The following is a 19,121-nucleotide window of genomic DNA, read 5'->3' as shown; positions in this document are numbered from 1 at the left end:
CTGCTCTTCAAATAACTCTTTCATAGCTATTTACACATAAATAACACACAATCCAAGGGGAAACTCAAATTTCTCTACTATAGTTTACGACAAACATCGCAAATAGTTAAAAAATCAATTGCTTTTAAGCTTGCTCCACCTATCAAAGCACCATTAACATGAGGAATGCTTAAAAGCTCAAATGCATTGGATGGCTTTACGGACCCACCATAAAGCAGGCGTATCTCATTGCCTTCATCACTAAAACGAGAACGCACCTTATCGCGAATGAAATGATGTACTTTTGCAATATCTTCTGGAGTCGCTGTATTGCCGGTGCCTATCGCCCAAACAGGTTCATAAGCGATAATGGTATTCTCTGCTGTTGCATCATCTGGTAAAGATTCTTCAAGCTGCTGCGTGAGAATGTCCAGCACTTTATTATTATTACGCTCCTCCAATGTTTCACCAATACACACAAGAGCCACAAGACCTGCTCGCCACGCAGCTTGCACTTTGGCACAGACAATCGCATCATTTTCCTGATACACTGTACGACGTTCTGAATGCCCAATAATGACATGACTTGCTCCTGCTTCTTTAAGCATAAAAGCTGAAATATCTCCAGTATAGGGACCATGATCATCAAAATGACAATTTTGTCCTCCCAAAAGGAGATTTTCACCATCCAGCATATCAGAAGCACGAGATAAAAGCGTTGCTGGGACGCAAATAAGTGCCTCAAAAAGATGACTGAGATCAGAGCTAACGCCTGTAGCAATAGCACGCAACTCTCCAAGCGATTCACTCGTTCCATTCATTTTCCAATTTCCAGCAAGAAAAGGCCGAGTATTTGGAGACATATTTTCACCTCAAGAGCTCTTACAATACATTGTTTATCTGTAGTTACCAAATTATAACATGAAAGCAAGTCTTTAAAGCTTGCATCTTTCATCTCTTTATTGCAAATTCCATTAGCTTTGATAATAATTCACATTAAAAATGGACTTGAACAATGCTTGACATCATAAGAAATGCTACAAATTCTTGGATTTCTAGAATTTTCCTTGCTATTTTACTCTTATGCTTCATTCTTCTATGGGGAATACCGCAATTACACAAAAAAAGTGAAAGAGATCTTATTACTTCTGGAAAGTCCAGAGTAACTGTCGATGATTATCGTCTTGCACTTGCCGATCAAAGCGCTCGTTTAGCACATGCTGCTCATCTTGGACGAATGTTTACAGCAAATGAAATGCAGCAATACCAAATTCCTGCTTTTGTGTTTAATCAATTACAACAAAATGTATTACTTGATGAACAAGTACGTAAAATGAAAATAAGTCTTTCAAAAGATACAATAGCTCATACGATTGGTTCTGATAAGATGTTCCAAGTAAATGGCACTTTTGATAAAAATTTATTTTATAACTATCTTCAGCATTTACGTATTAGTGAAAGTGCTTTTCTTAATTATTACACCAAACAAGAAAAGCGTAACCAACTTATTTCAGCTTTACTCTCTGATATGAAAGCACCAAATCTCTTTTATAAAGCACTTGCTCTTTATCAAGGAGAAATGCGTATTGCTGATTATCTCGTTATTGATCTAAAAGAAAAGGAAACAATTGCTGATCCTGATGACGAAACACTACAAAAATGGTTTAAAACACATCAAAGTCAATTTCGTGCTCCAGAATACCGCACTGTCTCTTTGCTATCTATGGAACTTAATGATTTTGTAAAACCTAAAGATATCTCAACAGATGAGGCAAAAGCCTATTATACACAAAATGCTTCACGTTTTGTAACGCCTGAAAAGCGTACATTCGAGGAACTGCAATTCCCCTCACGTGAAGAAGCCGATAATGCAGCAAAAAAAATAGCTGATGGATTGAGTTTTGATGAACTGGTAAAAGCTGAAAACAAGACTCTTAATGACATAAAAAAAGGTCCTCTCGCAGAAAATGAACTTCCTAGTCATCTAGCCTCTGAAATTTTTGAACTTCAACAAGGCCAAGTCAGTACTGTGATAAATGACTTACAGGGACCTATTATCATTCGCGTCACGCATATTGAACCCTCAAGCTCTCTTCCTTTTGAAAAGGTCGAAGAAAATATTCGCCAAACACTTGCCAAAAATCGTGCTACTGATGATATCCGTAACAATTATGTAGCCATTGAAAATGCTCGTTTTGAGGGTGCTTCTCTCAAAGAGCTAGCTGACCAATACAAGTTATCTTTGCGCACAATTACCATTGATAAAACGGGAAAAACGCTTGAAGGTGCAGCACTCACGGATTTACCTCAAAAAGATATTTTACTGAATGCCATCTATCAATCAAATGAAGGAGTCGATCTTGATCCTCTCTCTTTTCAAAATGGTGGATATCTCTGGTATAAGGTCGATAAAATTATTCCTGCCCGCGATAAAACACTTGAAGAGGCTAAGCTAGATGTTCTTTCTCAATGGAAAAGTGAGGAAATCCAACGTCTTCTTGATGAAAAAGCTCAAAATGCTCTCAAACAGCTCACGGAAGGAAAAAGTCTTGTTGCTCTTGCTCGTACCCTTGGTGTTACAAAACAAACAACACCAGCCCTCCGGCGTCAAGACTCATCTGACCCTCTTGGCGTTGAAGGGATTAAAGCATTATTTTCTGCTCCCAAAGGTCATTATGGCATCATAAAAGGTCCACTTGCAACAAACCGTATCATTTATCAAATAAAGACTGTCACCATGCCTAAAGATATCACGCCTCATACTCTTTCAACTGAGGTCCGCGCCAATATAGATATGATGATAAGAGAAGATCTCAAGCTAGAAATGCTACAAATTGCCAATAAAGAACATCCTTTGGAAATTAATAGCACAAATTATAATCAGATCTTTAACGCTCTCCAATAAAAAGGTTGTACATAATTTAAAGAACTTATTTGATAAAGTTTCCATCAGCTCTTCGTCTATAGTTGAAGAGGTAAGATAGGTCTCTTGTTTGCATATCTTAGGATCAACATTTGTATAATGATTAATTCTCTCGCAAATCAGTGCATGTATGGATTTGCGAGAAAATAGTCAATGGAATGTAGAGTCGTTTTTGCAACGCATTAAAAAATATTATCCATCCAAAGGTTGTAAAATTTGTCGCACACTAAGCTATACCCATTAAGCTATAAATGTCATCCCTATCGTCATTCATTTATAGCTTATCATATTGCTACTCTTAATACTCATTCATAAGGAGCGTATTGCTTTTTCTTTAAATGATTTCATTTACACACCCAACTTATAGTATACAAAAAACTATTTTTAAAATTCATTATAAAAATGAAGAAATCTTTTTCTATTCAAGACTCTCATTCAATATGAGAAAAAACGAATTATCATTATAAATCAATATATTCATAAATCATAACAGTCATCAATTATGATTTCTCAAAAATAAGAGTTTTTTATAAACTCATAGACTGCCAAGACAACTTCTCTCATAAAATTTCTTATTCTTTTGCGCTCATAACAACCAAAACATCAACATTTTTTATAACAAAAAAATGGTTTGGAAACACCATAGCTCCTTTTATTTTCATATGAGAAAATCAGTCTATATGTTACGCATTTCAACGTGCTAATATTCTTTTACAATATCTTTGGAAAATTGCCGCTTATTGCTGCCCTTGTTATCAACCAATAGCGATATATCAATGGCAACGTTGCACTCTCTTGAAAAATTGCAGCACCCAGCTGTATAGCTTTTTGAAGAGAAGCTGGAACAATGACCAATGGAAGAAAAGCTGGCTTAAGAACTCTAGGTAAAGCACAAGAATACTCGTAAAATTTGGTATAATGATCGCGCGATAATGCTACCATAGCTTCAACAATACGATCCTTTTGTTGATCACTGAGACGATGAGATTCCAAATCTTCCCTATTCACTCCTACAGCCTTTAATATATCAGTAGGTAAATAATATTGATATCGTGATTGCATGAATGATAAAAGACGCAATACACCGCTTAATCCTTGAGAAATCCCTCCATGTTCATAGATATCTGTAAACTCTTGTGCAGTATCAGGATCTAATATCTGACAAGAAAGCTGTAAAATTATGCTTGCTGTCTCACCACAATAATGCTCTAGATCATGAAGTGTTTCTATTGGATTGTGATAAAGATCTAAAATTTGTGCATTACAATAACGTAAAAAAGCTGTCTTAGGTAAATTAAAAAGAGTTATTGCTTTCAATAAATCACTCAAAATCGGATTATTTCCACTCGTTTGCATTTCACCATGAGCAATAGAATCATACCACCAACGTAACCGTATTTCTCCTATGAGTGGATCATGTACACTTTCGCGAATACGAGAAACTTCAGCATTAAATACATAAAGAGCAGCCAATGCTTGGCGCTTTTTTTTAGGCGCAAATAAAACCGATATATAGCGATCACGATCTATGGTACGTAAAATATCAAGACAATAAGGAAGAGAGCCTATCATTTAAACCTATTAACGTCCCTTTTTTAGTAATGAAATTAATATCCTCTTTTTATTCATATTAAAAAATGAGGGATAAGCAAATACAGTTCAGAAAATAAGATTTTTAAATGTGTCTCTTAACTGTATTATGAATTAAAATTTCTTTTCTAGTCACTTTTCGTTTTAGAAAGAAAAAAATTAAATAAATAACTTTTCTGATAAAACTTGTCTTATCGGACTTCAAGTTTTCATTTGCAGTAAAAAAAGCTAAAAACTAATCGTAACATGCATAGTGAAACTTAGAATAACAAACAACGCAAAACACTTTTTACTGAATAGATGACAATGTTATTTTATAAAAAATACACTGATCACAAAAACTTCATCAAATCATTGACCTCCTCCCCATACTAAAGAACAAAGATTCTTACCAATACCAATTTGTAAAAAATCCAATTGCTCTCGGTGAGTTTCTATTACTATCAACGCATTTATTTATAATGATAATTCATTGTTTTATATGTTAAATTAGAATCTCAAATATCGTAGAATGCTTGCATTTCAAACCAATTCCATGTTGAATCAATCAAAACTATTCCCTTGCATATCACAAGCGGGGCTGACTTGTAGGTAAAAACTGTATAAGAAAGAATTAAAAATGCCTCCTATGAACTGTCTCAAGTGCCAAGAGTTGATCACTCATGTGATTCATTGAACTACGAACAAGCTCTGCCCTGAATACTTGCTACTGTATTTAAAAACACTTAATGTGTTAAGTTATGTATATTTTATTCCCCTTCTACCACCACTTTAAACGACGGTATTTTACGGCGCAGTAAAATAATCACACAAGTCTTTCATACTAGACGAGAGCATTTGTTTTATTAAACAATACTCTATTCTACCGCAAATAATAATGCCGCAACAGCGCGATCTTCAGCCAATAAAACATTAAATGTACGCACCGCCGCTCCCGTACTCATTGTATCTGATGAAATACGTTTTTCCCATAAAAGCACCCGTAACTCTTCAGGTAATCGCAATAATTCAATTCCAGTACCTATTAATAAAACTTCGATTTCAGAAGCTTCTTCTAAAATACGAGATAGATCCCCTTGAGTGGGAATAGGCCCTGCCATGTCAATACCATAAATACCCGATGGTACACAAATAATAGAACCTCTATGAGACATATCAGCAAAACGAAATCCACCATTTCCATAAGCATCAATAGGTGCGCGACTTGGAAAATGTGCTTCACGAATTTGAATTGCATCGAACATGAAAAAGCACCCTTTATTTTTGTCTTTGCTACTTCTTACCATAAAAATTAAAGGAAGACTGATACAAACATTGATATGTTAACCATAGCCTAGTATTGAAGTGAAAATTTTATATAAAACCTTAATCTTCTCATACAGCAAGTATATGAAAATTTGATAATAAACCGCGATCAAATGCTCTACCTGCTTAAATAAATCTACCTTTTAAAAAGTTTTCTCAGTTTATTTACTCACAAGTTTCTTTTTATAGAAACAATGATCTTGTTTAAAAAACAGAAAAAAATTGCGTAATATTCTATAAATAAAGCAACTATTTTAATAATCTCAAGGAAACAAAAACTCGATTTTCTGTATCCACTATAAAAGCCACTTTTCCAATGAAATTGTCTTGATCTTGCCAAGCTTTTTATAAAAATGCTTAAAAAATGTAATAAACTGCCATTACACCTTAAGATTCATTTTCTTTTGATATAGCTTTTTTCTCTTTAGAGACACTCATATTTTCTTTCGTTGTCGTTTTAGATTTAGACTTTTGTGATGTTTCTGCTTTAGCATTAAGCTTTGATTTTTTTTCTGCAATCGGCTCACCTTTAACGCGCACATCAGCTAATGTTGAGCGAATAACACGAATATTCATACTCTCACCAATTGCAACCTCTAATTCACCACTCTCGTCGTGAACCTTCGTAACCTTGCCGATAATACCACCACCCGTTATAACTGTATCACCACGACGTACTGCATTAAGCATTTCTTGGCGTTTTTTCATTTGGGTACGCTGTGGACGAATGATAAAAAAATACATAATTGCAAAAATTAAAATGAGTGGGACAGCGCTAACAAATGAAAATCCACCGGAAACATCGCCTGCAACTTGAGCATAAGCGTTCGTAATAAACATTTTTATCTCCTATAGTTAAACTTCAGGTATTCCCCACTCTATTAAAATAAAATTCCGATTCAGAAAAAATTCTTAAAGAATTTATTATAAAAAGCAATAACTACATAATCTAATCACAGCTTTACAAAAATGCAATAAATCCTTAAGAGACAGAATACCAAAATACAATGAGAAAAATCTTTAAAAATAGATTCATTTTTCCCTATTATATATCCTACAATGTAAACCTTTTCACTAACTCAATAAATGATACAAGATAATTTTTCTAATGAAAAAACTTTAATTTATATAGATAATTTATCGTTTTTGATATCGAATGACAGACATAAATACAGTAAAATGCTCTCATTTCAAACCCTCTGAATTAATCAAAACGATTTTTTTGCACGTCTCACATATGAAATGAGCCTGTAGATAAAAACTTTTTAAGAAAGGCGTGAAATATCTCTTTTCATGCTTCTCTCAAATGCAAGAGCCGTTGAAACACTGAAAGCTGACAAATAAGTATGATACTATTGTTTTACACTTTCATAGACACAAAGATGGTAATATCTAACGACCCCAACGAACTGCTCTCCTTAAAGCAATGATTTTTTTGCTGCAGTGTTATTGATTTAAGAAAATCAATTGTTTTTCATGAAGTTTCTATAAACTATAAGACTATTTAAATTTAAAAATCATCAATAAATTAGTTTTCTAAATATTTAAGGGGATCAACAGGTAATGAATTCTTACGCATCTCAAAATAGACACGTGGCGTTTTAACATTTCCTGAAACACCAGATTTAGCAATCTCATCACCACGTCTTATCCTTTGTCCTTTGTTAACAACAAGCTTACTGTTACATCCATAGATAGTGATAATATTATTTTCATGTCGAATCATCACAACATTACCAAGCTCTTTTAATCCATCTCCCGCGTAAATAACAACACCATTTTCTGCCGCCTTTACCGAAGATCCTTCCGGCACTGCAATATCTATTCCTCGATTCATTACTGTTCCCTTTTTTTGACCGAACTGGCTTAATAAACGCCCTCGTACTGGCCAACGCATCTTAGAAATTCCTGTGGCTTGCGGAGTCGTCATATTATCGGTATTCGTAACAGTACTTGATAAACCAGTCTCATGATTCAATTGCGTCATCTGTTTAGAAAAACTTTTCTCAGAACTTGATTTGTTCATCTTTGCAGAAGGGGGCGTTGTTACAGGCGCTTTATATATAGGAGAGGACTTCTTGTTTTTTATAGAGGACATCACTTGAGATTGGAATGCAGATTCTGTTTTTGACACTGCCCAATCGTTATTAGTGTGTGCATTTGAAGCTGCTAATGTACGCCTGCTTGGAACAACAAGTACCTGACCGATATAAATGGAATTGCTGTTTATACCATTTGCTAATTTTAATGCCTCAACACTAACCCCTATTTGTCGTGCAATACTGAGCAGTGTATCTCCACTCTGGACAATATAAGAGTTCCGCCGAAAAATAGGAGATTTATCCATTTGTGAACGGGAAAGTGTTCCAAGATTACGTGGAGGGACTCCCATAACGCGACCATCAGAAGAAGTTATCCTACCTTGATGTGGAAAATTATAGGGAGAATTGTCATCTCCCCACGAATCATCGCTTGATTCCACAGGTGGCAATTCAGTGCTTTGTATCATACCGCTACCGTACGATAGCATTCGCGGATCTGTAGACATAGTACTCGATATATTTGATTGAGATGATACCGTACGATGAGAGACAATATTGGAAAAACGCTGTGTACCAGAACTACAACCAGCAACAATAGTTACCACCGCTAAAAAAGTTATTCTCTGAAAATTATGCTGGAAAATATTATCCAAAGCTTTTAAACGCATCGTTTTGCTCACTCATCAATAATCAACTCACTCCATTAAAGCTTTTTTAAATTACCGAAGAGTTAAAATGAGATGTTTTATTCATAAATATCTTTATATAAGATCAAAATGAATTTAACGTAGGCTATTTGCGGCTATTTCTTAACTTTTAAAAATTAAAGTATCTCCGCAATGCCTTTAATAAAAGGTTGGTAACGCACTTGAAACAGTTCTAAACACTCAAATCGACTACCAATTTTTGTATAGCGCGTCACCGCTTGTACCCCTTCGTCAGGTCCTATCGCCTGAATGAGAATTCCGTTTTCAGCTAAAAGTTCTAAAAATTCCTTGGGTTCATCAAAACGTGATGGCCAAATAAGAATGCGATCAAATGATCCCAAACCTGTCACACTATGACTTCCATCAATCTGCCGTATAATAATATTTTCAATTCCTAAAGTTTGAAATTTTTGGCGTGCCAAATCAACAAGCGTTTTATAACGATCAATCGTTGTCACACGGTCACTCAGACATGCCATAAGCGCAGTACAAAAACCAGATCCTGTACCGATTTCTAAAACGCGATGCCTTTTTTTCAACGATAATGCCGAAAGAATTAAGAGTTGTTCTTCCAAACGTTCCATATATTCACCACACTCAAGGGGAATAACTTTATTATCATAAGCACTATTAAACCAAGGAGCAGAAACAAACTGTTGACGCGGAATTTTCTCTAATGCCGAAAAAAATCGCACGTCATCAATGCCTTTGCTACGCATTTTCAGTACAAGAGCGGCTAACTCCTCACGAAATTGTAAAATACCCTTTTGCCCCATAGTATCATTCAATCTCCAATGGAGGTGCACTTTTATCATACTGACAAACTGCTTCTTTTAAAATGGCAAAAACTTGCGTTTGCATATCATCACCTCTTGGCAATAAACGCATATTGTCTCTCCTTTCGTAAAATTAAGCAGTAATACAACGCATGCCTCCCATATAAGGTTGTAAAACATCTGGAACAATAATTGATCCATCAGCCTGTTGATAATTTTCAAGCACGGCAATAAGACAACGTCCAACAGCTGTACCAGAACCATTAAGGCTATGAACAAAATGCAATTTTTTATCGCCTTCTTTACGATAACGCGCATTCATACGACGACCTTGAAAATCTCCACAAACTGAACAGCTAGAAATTTCACGATAACATTCTTGACCAGGAAGCCAAACCTCGATGTCATAGGTTTTACGTGCTGCAAACCCCATATCACCCGTAGAAAGAACCACTGTGCGAAAAGGCAAACCAAGTCGTTTTAATATATCTTCTGCACATTCCGTCATACGTTCTAATTCAATTAAAGACTGTTCTTCACTGGTAATTGAGACCATTTCAACTTTCCAAAATTGATGCTGACGCAACATACCGCGCGTATCACGACCGGCTGCTCCCGCCTCTGAACGAAAACAGGGAGATAAAGAAGAAAATCGCAGTGGTAAATCTGATATTTCAAGAATTTCATCGTTGACCAAATTGGTTAATGGCACTTCTGCTGTAGAAATAAGCCATCGACCATCTGTTGTACGAAAAAGGTCTTCAGCAAATTTCGGCAATTGTGCTGCTCCGTAAACAATCTCATCACGAACAAGAAAAGGTATTGAGACTTCTGTATAACCATGCTCATTGACATGCACATCAAGCATAAATTGGCCTAATGCTCGTTCTAGCCGTGCTAACGCCCCTGAAAGTATTGTAAAACGTGTTCCAGACAAACGACTAGCTCGTTCAAAATTCATCTGCTTGAGATCTTGACCAAGATCAAAATGTTCCTTTGGTGTAAAATTAAATGTTGGAAGTGTACCAAAATGTCGAATGACGACATTATCACTTTCATCTTTACCTTCTGGAACATCATCTAATGGAATATTTGGAAGTGCTGAAAGAATTTTCTCAAGACTCTCCGTCAGCTGTTTTTCTTCCGCTGTTGCAGAGGAAAGAAAGACTTTAATCTCTTCACCTTCAGCTCTAAAGCTTTCAGCCATTTGCTGATCAGATACCGCTAAAGCCTGTCCTATTTCCTTTGAAACCGCATTGCGACGTTCCTGCGCCAATTGCACCTTAGCAATATGCGACCGACGTGCAAGATCAAGTTGTATTAACCTTTCAGCTTGTGGCTCAAGACCTCTACTTACGAGTGCTTTATCTAATTTCTCAGGATTGTCACGAATCCACTTAATATCAAGCATAAAAATTCCTCATTTATATTGTTTTTATTCATTTCTTGTCGCATAAGATTATACACTTTTCTTAAGCGGATTTTCTTCTCTTTTCTATACTGTAAGCAATTAAAATTGAAATCTCGTAAAGTGCTATCGTTGGTAAAGCCACTGCAAACATCGTAAAAAAATCCGACGGCGTTATGATTGCCGCAATGATAAAAGAGAGTAAAATAGCCCATTTTCGTTTAGACACCAAATCATGAGACGTTAAAAATCCAACTTTTGTTAAAAGACTGATGACAAGAGGTAATTGAAAAATCAAACCAAAAATTAGGATAAAGGATGTCATAAAGCCCAAATAATCAGAAATACGCACTATAAACTCTATTTTTAAATGAACATCTGGAAGAAATTGTTGAGAAAGGCTAAACCATAGTATTATTGGCGCCAATAGACCATAAACAAACGCTCCCCCAATACAAAATAAAATAGGCCCCCCAATGAGAAATGGTAAAAAAGCCATACGCTCATTTTTATAAAGCCCTGGTGCAATAAAACTATAAAACTGAAAAGCCGTATAGGGAAAAGATAAAATAATTCCCCCAAAAGCAGAAAGCTTCATCTTCGTTAAAAAAGTTTCCCATACTTGCGTTGATTGCAAACGAATACCCTCAGGATTACCCCCTGCTATTTTCATTGCCCACTGATATGGCCATAGTAAAAAATTTAAGATATAATCTTTAACAAGAAAACACATCATAAAAGCGATCATAAATGCAACCAAGGCAGCAATAATTCGCTGACGAAGTTCAATTAAATGTTCCAAAAGTGGTGCCATATGGGCATCAACTTCGTCTTTGTTAACATTCATGACACATCTTCTTTATCTTTAGAAGCTATAGATCCTGTCATATCTTTATTGGTTACGTTGTGATCGCATTCCAAAAATTCTTTACCTTTTTCTGATTTATGGTGTGTTGCCTTAACATCCAAATTATCGTGGATATCTTCTAATGTATTTTGAATGGGATCAAAAGTCTCTGTCAACTTCTTGCTTGAATCGCTAGTATCCGAATATGTTTTTTGCAAATCGTCGAGCTCGATTTGTTTTATTGCATCTTCAAACTGATGACGAAGTTCATTTGCCATTAAACACATATGAGCTCTTACCTTTGCTATTGTCTTTAATATTTTAGGTAAATCTTTCGGTCCAACAACAATGATGAGAATAAGTAAGATTACGACAAACTCTGGTCCATCAATCCCAAACATCTCTTAATTCGACTTCCTCATCAAAAAATAACGCACAATGATGATTACGTTTTTGTTATTTGACACGCTGTTTTTTAGCAACAGATGTTTTGCTTCTTTTAGAAGCAGAAGAAGCCTTTCTGCGCGCTGTTACATGTTTTACCGATAACGGCTGAGATTGTTGAGATTCTACATCAACTATTTGGGAAGTAGTAGCCATTTCAACTTTATCCTCAATGCCGTCATCTTCTTCCTTCATATTTTTTTTGAAGGCTTTAATTCCCTTAGCAACATCGCCCATTAATTCAGAAATCTTACCGCGACCGAAAAGCACAAAGATAATCAGTAAAATTATAATTAAATGCGTTGGTGAAAAAATATTACCCATTACTCTCTCTAACTTTATGCTTGTAAATTCGATTTCATTTATTCATGCTTCCTCTGAAGAATGTATCAAATATAATATCTTACTTATATATTTTCTTCTTAACTTAAAAGCAATCACACGCTTTTATTGCAAAAGAACTTTTTATCCTCTCATCCCTTTTTAGCGTATTATAACACAAACCATTCAAAAATGATAAACCGCTTCATACAAAATTCAAAAGGCTTAAAAACTTTTCTAAAATAACTCCATCTGATCTCTTAGGTTACTCATCTTCCTGTAAATACTATAGCTCATGTCTTTCCTTTTAAACAAAGTTGTACGTATCATTACAAACATTTCCTCCAAATTATCCGTTACTGATAAAGATCATAACATGCTGTAAAAAATTTTACGTATTTAATTAAAAAAAATCAGAAAGAAAAATCTCTAAAAAACTTTCTTGAAACATCATCAGTCTCTTTAAAAACTATCATCTTACGCATAATATTTATTCTTTGCGTTGGTGGGAATTTTATCATCCATTATTCCATATACAATACGAAATATAAGCCATCATCGCATTCAATTAAATATCTGTCGTGTGGATAAAAACTATTAGCGGAAAGAGTAAAAATGCACTTTATGAATCAGGTCAAGTGGCCAAGAGGTATGGCAATACTGCTAAAAAATAAAAATGGTACCAGCTTGCGCCTTTATTCAGTAAAATACCTCCATATAACCAGCTCTTTGAACCGCTGCATGCCCTAACTATTACAAGTCTCCGGATTCTGGGCATGCGTTCTCATAATATCATGTGCTTAACTTATCTCAGTATTGAAAACAGAATAGGCATTAATAGAAAATTACATTCAATCAAAAGCATGGAATCGAAGCATAATCCATGTAAAAGAATTTCTTATCCTAGTCTTTTTATAAGATTATCTCATAAAGCCGCTAGATAATACAGTGTTAGAAATAGATAAACCTATTTACTTTAGTTAAAAATCGCTCATTTTATTGAGATCGCTTGCAGAGAGCATATCACTTTTCAAAAGTTTTGTTTTAGCACCATACACAATAATCTAGCCATTTAGCGTGTATAATGTAAAGCTTGGGCTCCGCTTAAACCAATGAGATTCATCCACACTTTTACAAAAATCTATCACTATAATACCAGCACTTTATTGCTCTATCCATAATTTTACGCTCGCTAAAAAAACTGATAAATGTAATAATGTTTTTATCAAGCATTTTAAATTCTTTAATCTTTAAACAAGTAAATTTATGAATGAATTTGAAAGATAACCTTAATTTTTTTAACAAACTTCACTAATATTCTATGCTAATAATCCGGTACAGTTATACATATGATAGAGTTTATTCCATGAATTATCGGCATATTTATCATGCTGGCAATTTTGCTGATGTTTTTAAACACATTATTGTCACTCGCATTGTAGAATATCTCAAACGCAAAGAAAAAGCTTTTCGCGTTATAGATACGCATGCTGGAATCGGTATTTATGACCTTTCTTCTTTAGAAGCACATAAAACAGGAGAGTATCGCGAAGGTGTCCAACGACTTTTTTCAACTCCTCTCCCAGAAGATTTAAGAGCACTCCTTTGTCCATGGTGTAATATCATTGATGCCCTCAATAAAGGGGAAAAAGAAATTGTATTTTATCCTGGATCTCCTGTTCTTATTCGTCAATTATTACGGAAACAAGATCGCCTCACCGCAATAGAATTGCACAATGAAGATTATCATATTTTAGCAAAAAACTTTGCCGGAGATTATCAGACAAAAGTTCTGCATTTAGATGGTTGGCTTTCCTTAAATGCTCATGTACCACCAAAAGAAAAACGTGGGTTTATCCTTGTTGACCCTCCCTTTGAAAAAACTGGAGAATTTTTCCGCCTTATTGAGGGATTAACGAAAGCCTATCGTCGCTTTTCTGGAGGGATCTACGCTTTATGGTATCCTGTTAAATATGACAAAGAAATTGAAAGTTTTCTTCACGCGCTTTATCAAACAGGAATTCCTAAGATTCTACAGCTTGAAATGCGTATCCGAAAAAGTTCAAGTCCACCGACAATGAATGGAAGTGGTATGATTATTATTAACCCTCCCTACCTTTTGGAAGAAGAAATGAAAAAACTCAGCCCCTTTCTTATCAATCGCCTGGGACAAGATGAAAATGCCCAAATAACGCATAAGTGGCTTCAAAAAGAACATCTATTATGTTAGATCTTTCTCTGTATTTTTTCTAAATCAAATATCATGTTGTAAGATACAAACGCATTAAATGATAAAGTTCTTTGATTTTTTGAATAATATCAACACGTTATAATGATAAGCTAATAACGATCAGCGTGAATTAATTTTTTCCCTTTTAGAACGTCTATCTTCTTAATCATCATGAATTTCCTATTCCAATCATTTTAATGAATAAATTGGGCAAATTCATAAAGCTGTTTTAGAATAACAACTCTCATATTTTTTATGAAAAATCGGCTCTCTAAAATCATACTCTTATGCTATAAGATGTTATTTATAGAAAAAATTATAAGGATATAAATAATCATTATTTAATAAAAAAGAATATTTCATATATTAAACAAAAAACATATTCTTAATAAACGGAATGGTCCTGAAAAATAATACAAATTGTCCGAAAAATGAGCGGGAAAAGCTTTCTTTTCTCTCTAACATTACATGGAATAATGCCAATCAAAGTAATGAGAAAAATCAATTCCAAGGTGTAAAATTCATACAAGAGTTTGTTAGACACCTTCCGCATAAGCCAGGGGTTTACCGGATGATTGGTAAAAATGGTGATATTCTCTATATTGGCAAAGCTCGTAATCTCAAAAAACGCGTTTCAAACTATACACGTGAACAGGGACACAATAATCGTATTACCCGCATGATTCGCGCAACATATCATATGGAATTTATCGTCACCCATACAGAAACAGAAGCACTCCTTTTAGAAGCCAATCTCATCAAAAGATTGCATCCACATTTTAATGTATTACTACGTGATGATAAAAGTTTCCCTTATATTATGATTACAGATGATCATCGAGCGCCTGGACTTTACAAACATCGTGGTGCCCGAACACGAAAAGCTCACTATTTTGGTCCTTTTGCTTCTGCTGGTGCAGTGACACAAACAGTTCATGTTTTACAACGCGCCTTCTTATTACGAACCTGTACTGATTCAGTTTTTGAAAACCGTACACGCCCCTGTTTGCTTTATCAAATTAAGCGATGTTCTGCACCTTGTACCCATGAAATTAGTGACAATGATTATAAAGAACTGCTGAGGGGAGCAAAAGCGTTCCTTTCGGGAAAAGATCAATCTGTTAAAAACAATATGGTTCAAGCTATGCATAAAGCCGCAGAAAATCTTGATTTTGAACAAGCAGCTTCCTATCGTGACCGCTTATCAGCCCTTTCTCATATACAAAGCCATCAAGGTATTAATCCTCAAACGATAAAAGAAGCGGATGTATTTGCAATTGCGCAAAAAGAAGGAATGACCTGTATTCAAGTGTTCTTTTTTCGCATGGGGCAAAATTGGGGAAATCGTGCCTATTTTCCTAAAGCAGATCCCTCTTTTTCCTGTACTGAAATTTTAGCGAGTTTTCTTGCCCAATTTTACGATGATAAACCACTTCCCAAAAGCATCCTTTTATCTGAAGAAATTGAAGAAAAGACACTTCTTACAGAAGCATTGAGTCTCAAAGCAAATCACAAAGTGTCTCTCTCTTTACCCAAACAAGGTGAACGGAAAACTCTTGTTAATCATGCCTATCTCAATGCTCATGAAGCACTTGAACATAAGCTTTCTGAAACAGCCACTCATACAAAATTGCTTCAAGGTCTTGCCAAAACATTCCAACTACCTTTTCCTCCACGCCGGATAGAAGTCTATGATAATTCTCATATCATGGGAACAAATGCTGTAGGGGCTATGATTGTTGCTGGTCAGATGGGATTTGTTAAAAATCAATATCGCAAATTCAACATTCGCTCAATAGATATCACGCCTGGCGATGATTTTGGCATGATGAAAGAAGTGATTAAACGAAGATTTTCACGCCTTATAAAAGAGCATGATCAGTCAAATAGAAGTCATGACATAAAAGATAATGATCTTTTTCCCATTTGGCCTGATCTTATCTTAATCGATGGTGGTGAAGGACAAATCAACAGCGTACATGCAATACTTGCTGAATTACAATTAAATGACCTCTTCACAGTTGTTGGAATCGCCAAAGGTGTTGACCGCCATGCGGGACGTGAACGATTTTTTATAAAAGGTATCCCCCCCTTTACACTTCCTCCACGTGATCCTATCCTCTATTTTTTGCAACGTCTGCGTGATGAAGCACACCGTTTTGCAATTGGAGCTCATAGGATAAAACGAAAAAAAGAAACATTCAAAAACCCACTTGATGAAATCGAAAATATCGGTCCGACAAGAAAGCGTGCGTTGCTTCATCATTTTGGAAGTGCCAAGGCTATTGCTAGTGCCTCACTTGAAGATTTAAAAAAAGTTACGGGAATTTCTATGACAATTGCACAAAAAATTCATAACCATTTTCATGAAAAATAGGCTTGTTTCATAACCTTTGCCTTGTTACGTTTAGGAAATATATTCTCTTTCACAAGAACTAAAAATGGCTCCATGAAAAATCATACTTTTTCTTTTCCAAATATTTTAACTTATGCACGAATTGTCGCAGTCCCAATGGTTGTTGCATGCTTTTTTTTAGAAGGGCGATTACAATCAAGTGATATCACTCGCTGGATTGCTGTGTCCATTTTTATCGTTGCATCCATTACTGACTTTCTTGACGGTTACCTTGCTCGTATTTGGGAACAAACATCCAATATTGGTCGCATGTTAGATCCAATTGCTGATAAACTTCTCGTCTCTGCTTGTTTGCTCTTGCTTGCCGCAGACAGTACCATCGCTGGGTGGACACTATGGGCAGCTATTATCATTCTTTGCAGAGAAATTCTTGTATCAGGATTACGTGAATATTTGGCTGAGTTAAAAGTTAGTGTTCCTGTCTCTCGTCTTGCAAAATGGAAAACTTTTGTACAGATGATCGCTATTGTATTTCTTTTAGCTGGACCAGCCGGTAATAAAATTTTTCCTTACACAGTAGAGTTTGGCATTACTATGCTGTGGATTGCTGCCCTCCTTACATTGTGGACAGGATGGGATTATTTTCGTGCAGGTTTAAAACACGTTATCCTATGAATAGTATGGAGATTTATAATGATAATTTATCTTTTTGTACTTAAATAAGAGATGAGAGTAGCATAAGATTGATTCATTTTAAATCTATTAATGATAAATCAATAAAACACTCTTTTGCACATTACAAGTAAGGGTGGCATGTAGATAAAAGCTCTTCAAAAAAATAGTAAAAAGCTAAAAAAACGATGAATGCTCCGTATGCTTTTAAAAAAGTCTATAATCTTATAAGCAAAAAACCGAAATATAGTGTTTCGGATTTTTGCTTCTTATATACGCTTTATTATTATAAACGCTTTATTAACCAACAATTTCTACCTCAGAAAACCAAAAAGCGATTTCTGTTTTTGCCGTTTCAGCGCTATCGGATCCATGGACAGAATTTTCGCCAATCGATAAAGCATGAACCTTACGAATTGTCCCTTCTTCTGCATCACTAGGATTCGTAGCCCCCATTACTTCACGGTTTTTAGCTATTGCATTTTCGCCTTCCAAAACTTGTACAACGGTTGGACCAGAAGACATGAATTCCACCAATTCACTAAAAAAAGGGCGTTCTTTATGAACAGCATAAAAATTTTCAGCCTCACGTTTGCTCATCCAGACACGTTTAGACGCAATAACACGTAGCTCCGCATCCTCAAGCATTTTAGTAATTGCGCCAGTCAAATTACGACGGGTTGCATCTGGTTTAATCATCGAAAAAGTACGCTCTAAAGCCATTTAACCACCTTTATTTCATTTATAACATTCTCTCGCCATTTCTATAGCGAGCAAGAAGCCCTTTGCCAAGTGACTCTGCAAAAATCTACACAAATTCTCAAAAATATAGAATGAATTATAAAAAAAACTTTAATAGAAATACCTTTAATTTCTCATCCCATCATAAAGATGCGCTACCGACTCTCAATAAATATTGAACCTTCTTACATAATCTTAAATGCCTCTCATCAAATTTATCATTGAAGCAATAAAGAATCATAAGAAAAGCCTAACATGCAAAATATATCTTTTTGAAAGCCTTCTTCTTTAAAGAGGATGAACCTAGATACTCCGATCTAGGTTTGAAAATCCTTCTACACACATTGAGATCTATCAAAAAATAACCATATAATTAAAAACTATAGCGTACACCTAAAATACCCTGAAGGGACTGTTTTGTTTTACGTCCTTTAACATAATGTGCCTCACCATATAACTTTAACTTCTCACTCACTAAACTGCTCAAACCGATTCCTAACTTACCTGCATTACCCGATAAGTCAGTGGTAAATGAATGCCGTTGATTAATCAATGTATGGTTGTCATTTTTATTCTCACGCAACCATGCTGCTGTAATATACGCAAGTGATGAGGAATCCATACGAGAACCAAATTCATATCCTAAAGATATGCCAACCTCACTGCGTAATGAAGTGAATGGACGCATGTCACCTATCATGTCATTCGATAACTTGATTTCTTTACCCTCAACTTGCAACCATGTAAATTGTCCATAAGGCTGCAACCAACTGCTCTTTG

General features: G+C 35.3%; 16 protein-coding genes. 4 read left to right on the top strand and 12 right to left on the bottom strand.

All coding sequences use genetic code 11. From position 1 onward, the window contains the following. Positions 1-77: 77 nt before the first annotated feature. On the bottom strand, positions 78-842 hold the full coding sequence (gene tpiA / locus ACFIK8_RS06805) for a triose-phosphate isomerase (RefSeq protein ID WP_375669065.1): 765 nt from the start codon (positions 840-842) through the stop codon (positions 78-80). Positions 843-994: 152 nt separating this feature from the next. Here tpiA and ACFIK8_RS06800 point away from each other — a divergent pair, with 152 nt between their 5' ends. Then, positions 995-2,884, top strand: a complete 1,890-nt coding sequence (locus ACFIK8_RS06800; RefSeq protein WP_375669064.1) for a peptidyl-prolyl cis-trans isomerase — start codon at positions 995-997, stop codon at positions 2,882-2,884. A gap of 729 nt (positions 2,885-3,613) precedes the next feature. Here the strand turns inward: ACFIK8_RS06800 and ACFIK8_RS06795 are convergent. The 9 genes from ACFIK8_RS06795 to tatA form a co-directional block, all read right to left on the bottom strand. Then, a complete protein-coding gene (locus ACFIK8_RS06795; protein WP_375636505.1) occupies positions 3,614-4,474 on the bottom strand; it encodes a phytoene/squalene synthase family protein in 861 nt (286 codons plus the stop codon). A gap of 875 nt (positions 4,475-5,349) precedes the next feature. After that, entirely contained in the window at positions 5,350-5,736 is a 387-nt protein-coding gene (locus ACFIK8_RS06790) for an Mth938-like domain-containing protein (protein ID WP_012754989.1), read from the bottom strand. A 448-nt stretch (positions 5,737-6,184) separates the two neighbouring features. After that, on the bottom strand, positions 6,185-6,637 hold the full coding sequence (gene yajC, locus ACFIK8_RS06785; protein ID WP_375636508.1) for a preprotein translocase subunit YajC: 453 nt from the start codon (positions 6,635-6,637) through the stop codon (positions 6,185-6,187). A 688-nt stretch (positions 6,638-7,325) separates the two neighbouring features. Continuing rightward, on the bottom strand, positions 7,326-8,507 hold the full coding sequence (locus ACFIK8_RS06780) for a peptidoglycan DD-metalloendopeptidase family protein (RefSeq protein WP_375636509.1): 1,182 nt from the start codon (positions 8,505-8,507) through the stop codon (positions 7,326-7,328). 155 nt (positions 8,508-8,662) lie between these two features. Further along, on the bottom strand, positions 8,663-9,322 hold the full coding sequence (locus tag ACFIK8_RS06775) for a protein-L-isoaspartate(D-aspartate) O-methyltransferase (protein ID WP_375636528.1): 660 nt from the start codon (positions 9,320-9,322) through the stop codon (positions 8,663-8,665). A 133-nt stretch (positions 9,323-9,455) separates the two neighbouring features. Continuing rightward, positions 9,456-10,733: a serine--tRNA ligase gene (gene serS / locus ACFIK8_RS06770; protein WP_375636511.1), complete on the bottom strand. Its 1,278-nt coding sequence runs from the start codon at positions 10,731-10,733 to the stop codon at positions 9,456-9,458. Between the two features lie 61 nt (positions 10,734-10,794). Further along, positions 10,795-11,577, bottom strand: a complete 783-nt coding sequence (tatC, locus tag ACFIK8_RS06765; protein ID WP_375636512.1) for a twin-arginine translocase subunit TatC — start codon at positions 11,575-11,577, stop codon at positions 10,795-10,797. Beyond that, the gene (locus tag ACFIK8_RS06760; RefSeq protein WP_375636514.1) at positions 11,574-11,978 is read right to left on the bottom strand and encodes a twin-arginine translocase subunit TatB; all 405 of its coding nucleotides are present in this window, start codon (positions 11,976-11,978) and stop codon (positions 11,574-11,576) included. Before ACFIK8_RS06760 ends, tatC begins: the two co-directional genes overlap by 4 nt. Before the next feature lie 55 nt (positions 11,979-12,033). After that, on the bottom strand, positions 12,034-12,345 hold the full coding sequence (tatA, locus tag ACFIK8_RS06755) for a twin-arginine translocase TatA/TatE family subunit (RefSeq protein WP_375636516.1): 312 nt from the start codon (positions 12,343-12,345) through the stop codon (positions 12,034-12,036). A 1,363-nt stretch (positions 12,346-13,708) separates the two neighbouring features. On the opposite strand from tatA, the gene ACFIK8_RS06750 reads away from it, so the two are divergent. From ACFIK8_RS06750 to pgsA, 3 genes are all read left to right on the top strand, one after another. Next, a complete protein-coding gene (locus tag ACFIK8_RS06750; protein WP_375636518.1) occupies positions 13,709-14,572 on the top strand; it encodes a 23S rRNA (adenine(2030)-N(6))-methyltransferase RlmJ in 864 nt (287 codons plus the stop codon). Between the two features lie 397 nt (positions 14,573-14,969). Then, a complete protein-coding gene (gene uvrC, locus ACFIK8_RS06745) occupies positions 14,970-16,949 on the top strand; it encodes an excinuclease ABC subunit UvrC (RefSeq protein WP_375636520.1) in 1,980 nt (659 codons plus the stop codon). A 72-nt stretch (positions 16,950-17,021) separates the two neighbouring features. Then, positions 17,022-17,603, top strand: coding sequence for a CDP-diacylglycerol--glycerol-3-phosphate 3-phosphatidyltransferase (pgsA, locus tag ACFIK8_RS06740; RefSeq protein WP_012754979.1), 582 nt, complete (start codon positions 17,022-17,024; stop codon positions 17,601-17,603). A 297-nt stretch (positions 17,604-17,900) separates the two neighbouring features. Here the strand turns inward: pgsA and ndk are convergent, their stop codons facing one another. Both ndk and ACFIK8_RS06730 read right to left on the bottom strand, forming a co-directional pair. Further along, positions 17,901-18,323, bottom strand: coding sequence for a nucleoside-diphosphate kinase (gene ndk, locus ACFIK8_RS06735; RefSeq protein WP_375628682.1), 423 nt, complete (start codon positions 18,321-18,323; stop codon positions 17,901-17,903). Positions 18,324-18,714: 391 nt separating this feature from the next. Then, on the bottom strand, positions 18,715-19,121 hold a 407-nt coding region (locus tag ACFIK8_RS06730), incomplete at its 5' end, for an autotransporter outer membrane beta-barrel domain-containing protein (RefSeq protein ID WP_375636522.1).

It is taken from the genome of Bartonella sp. MR168JLCBS (genome assembly GCF_042194175.1).
This window is presented reverse-complemented; position numbering and strand designations above follow the sequence as displayed.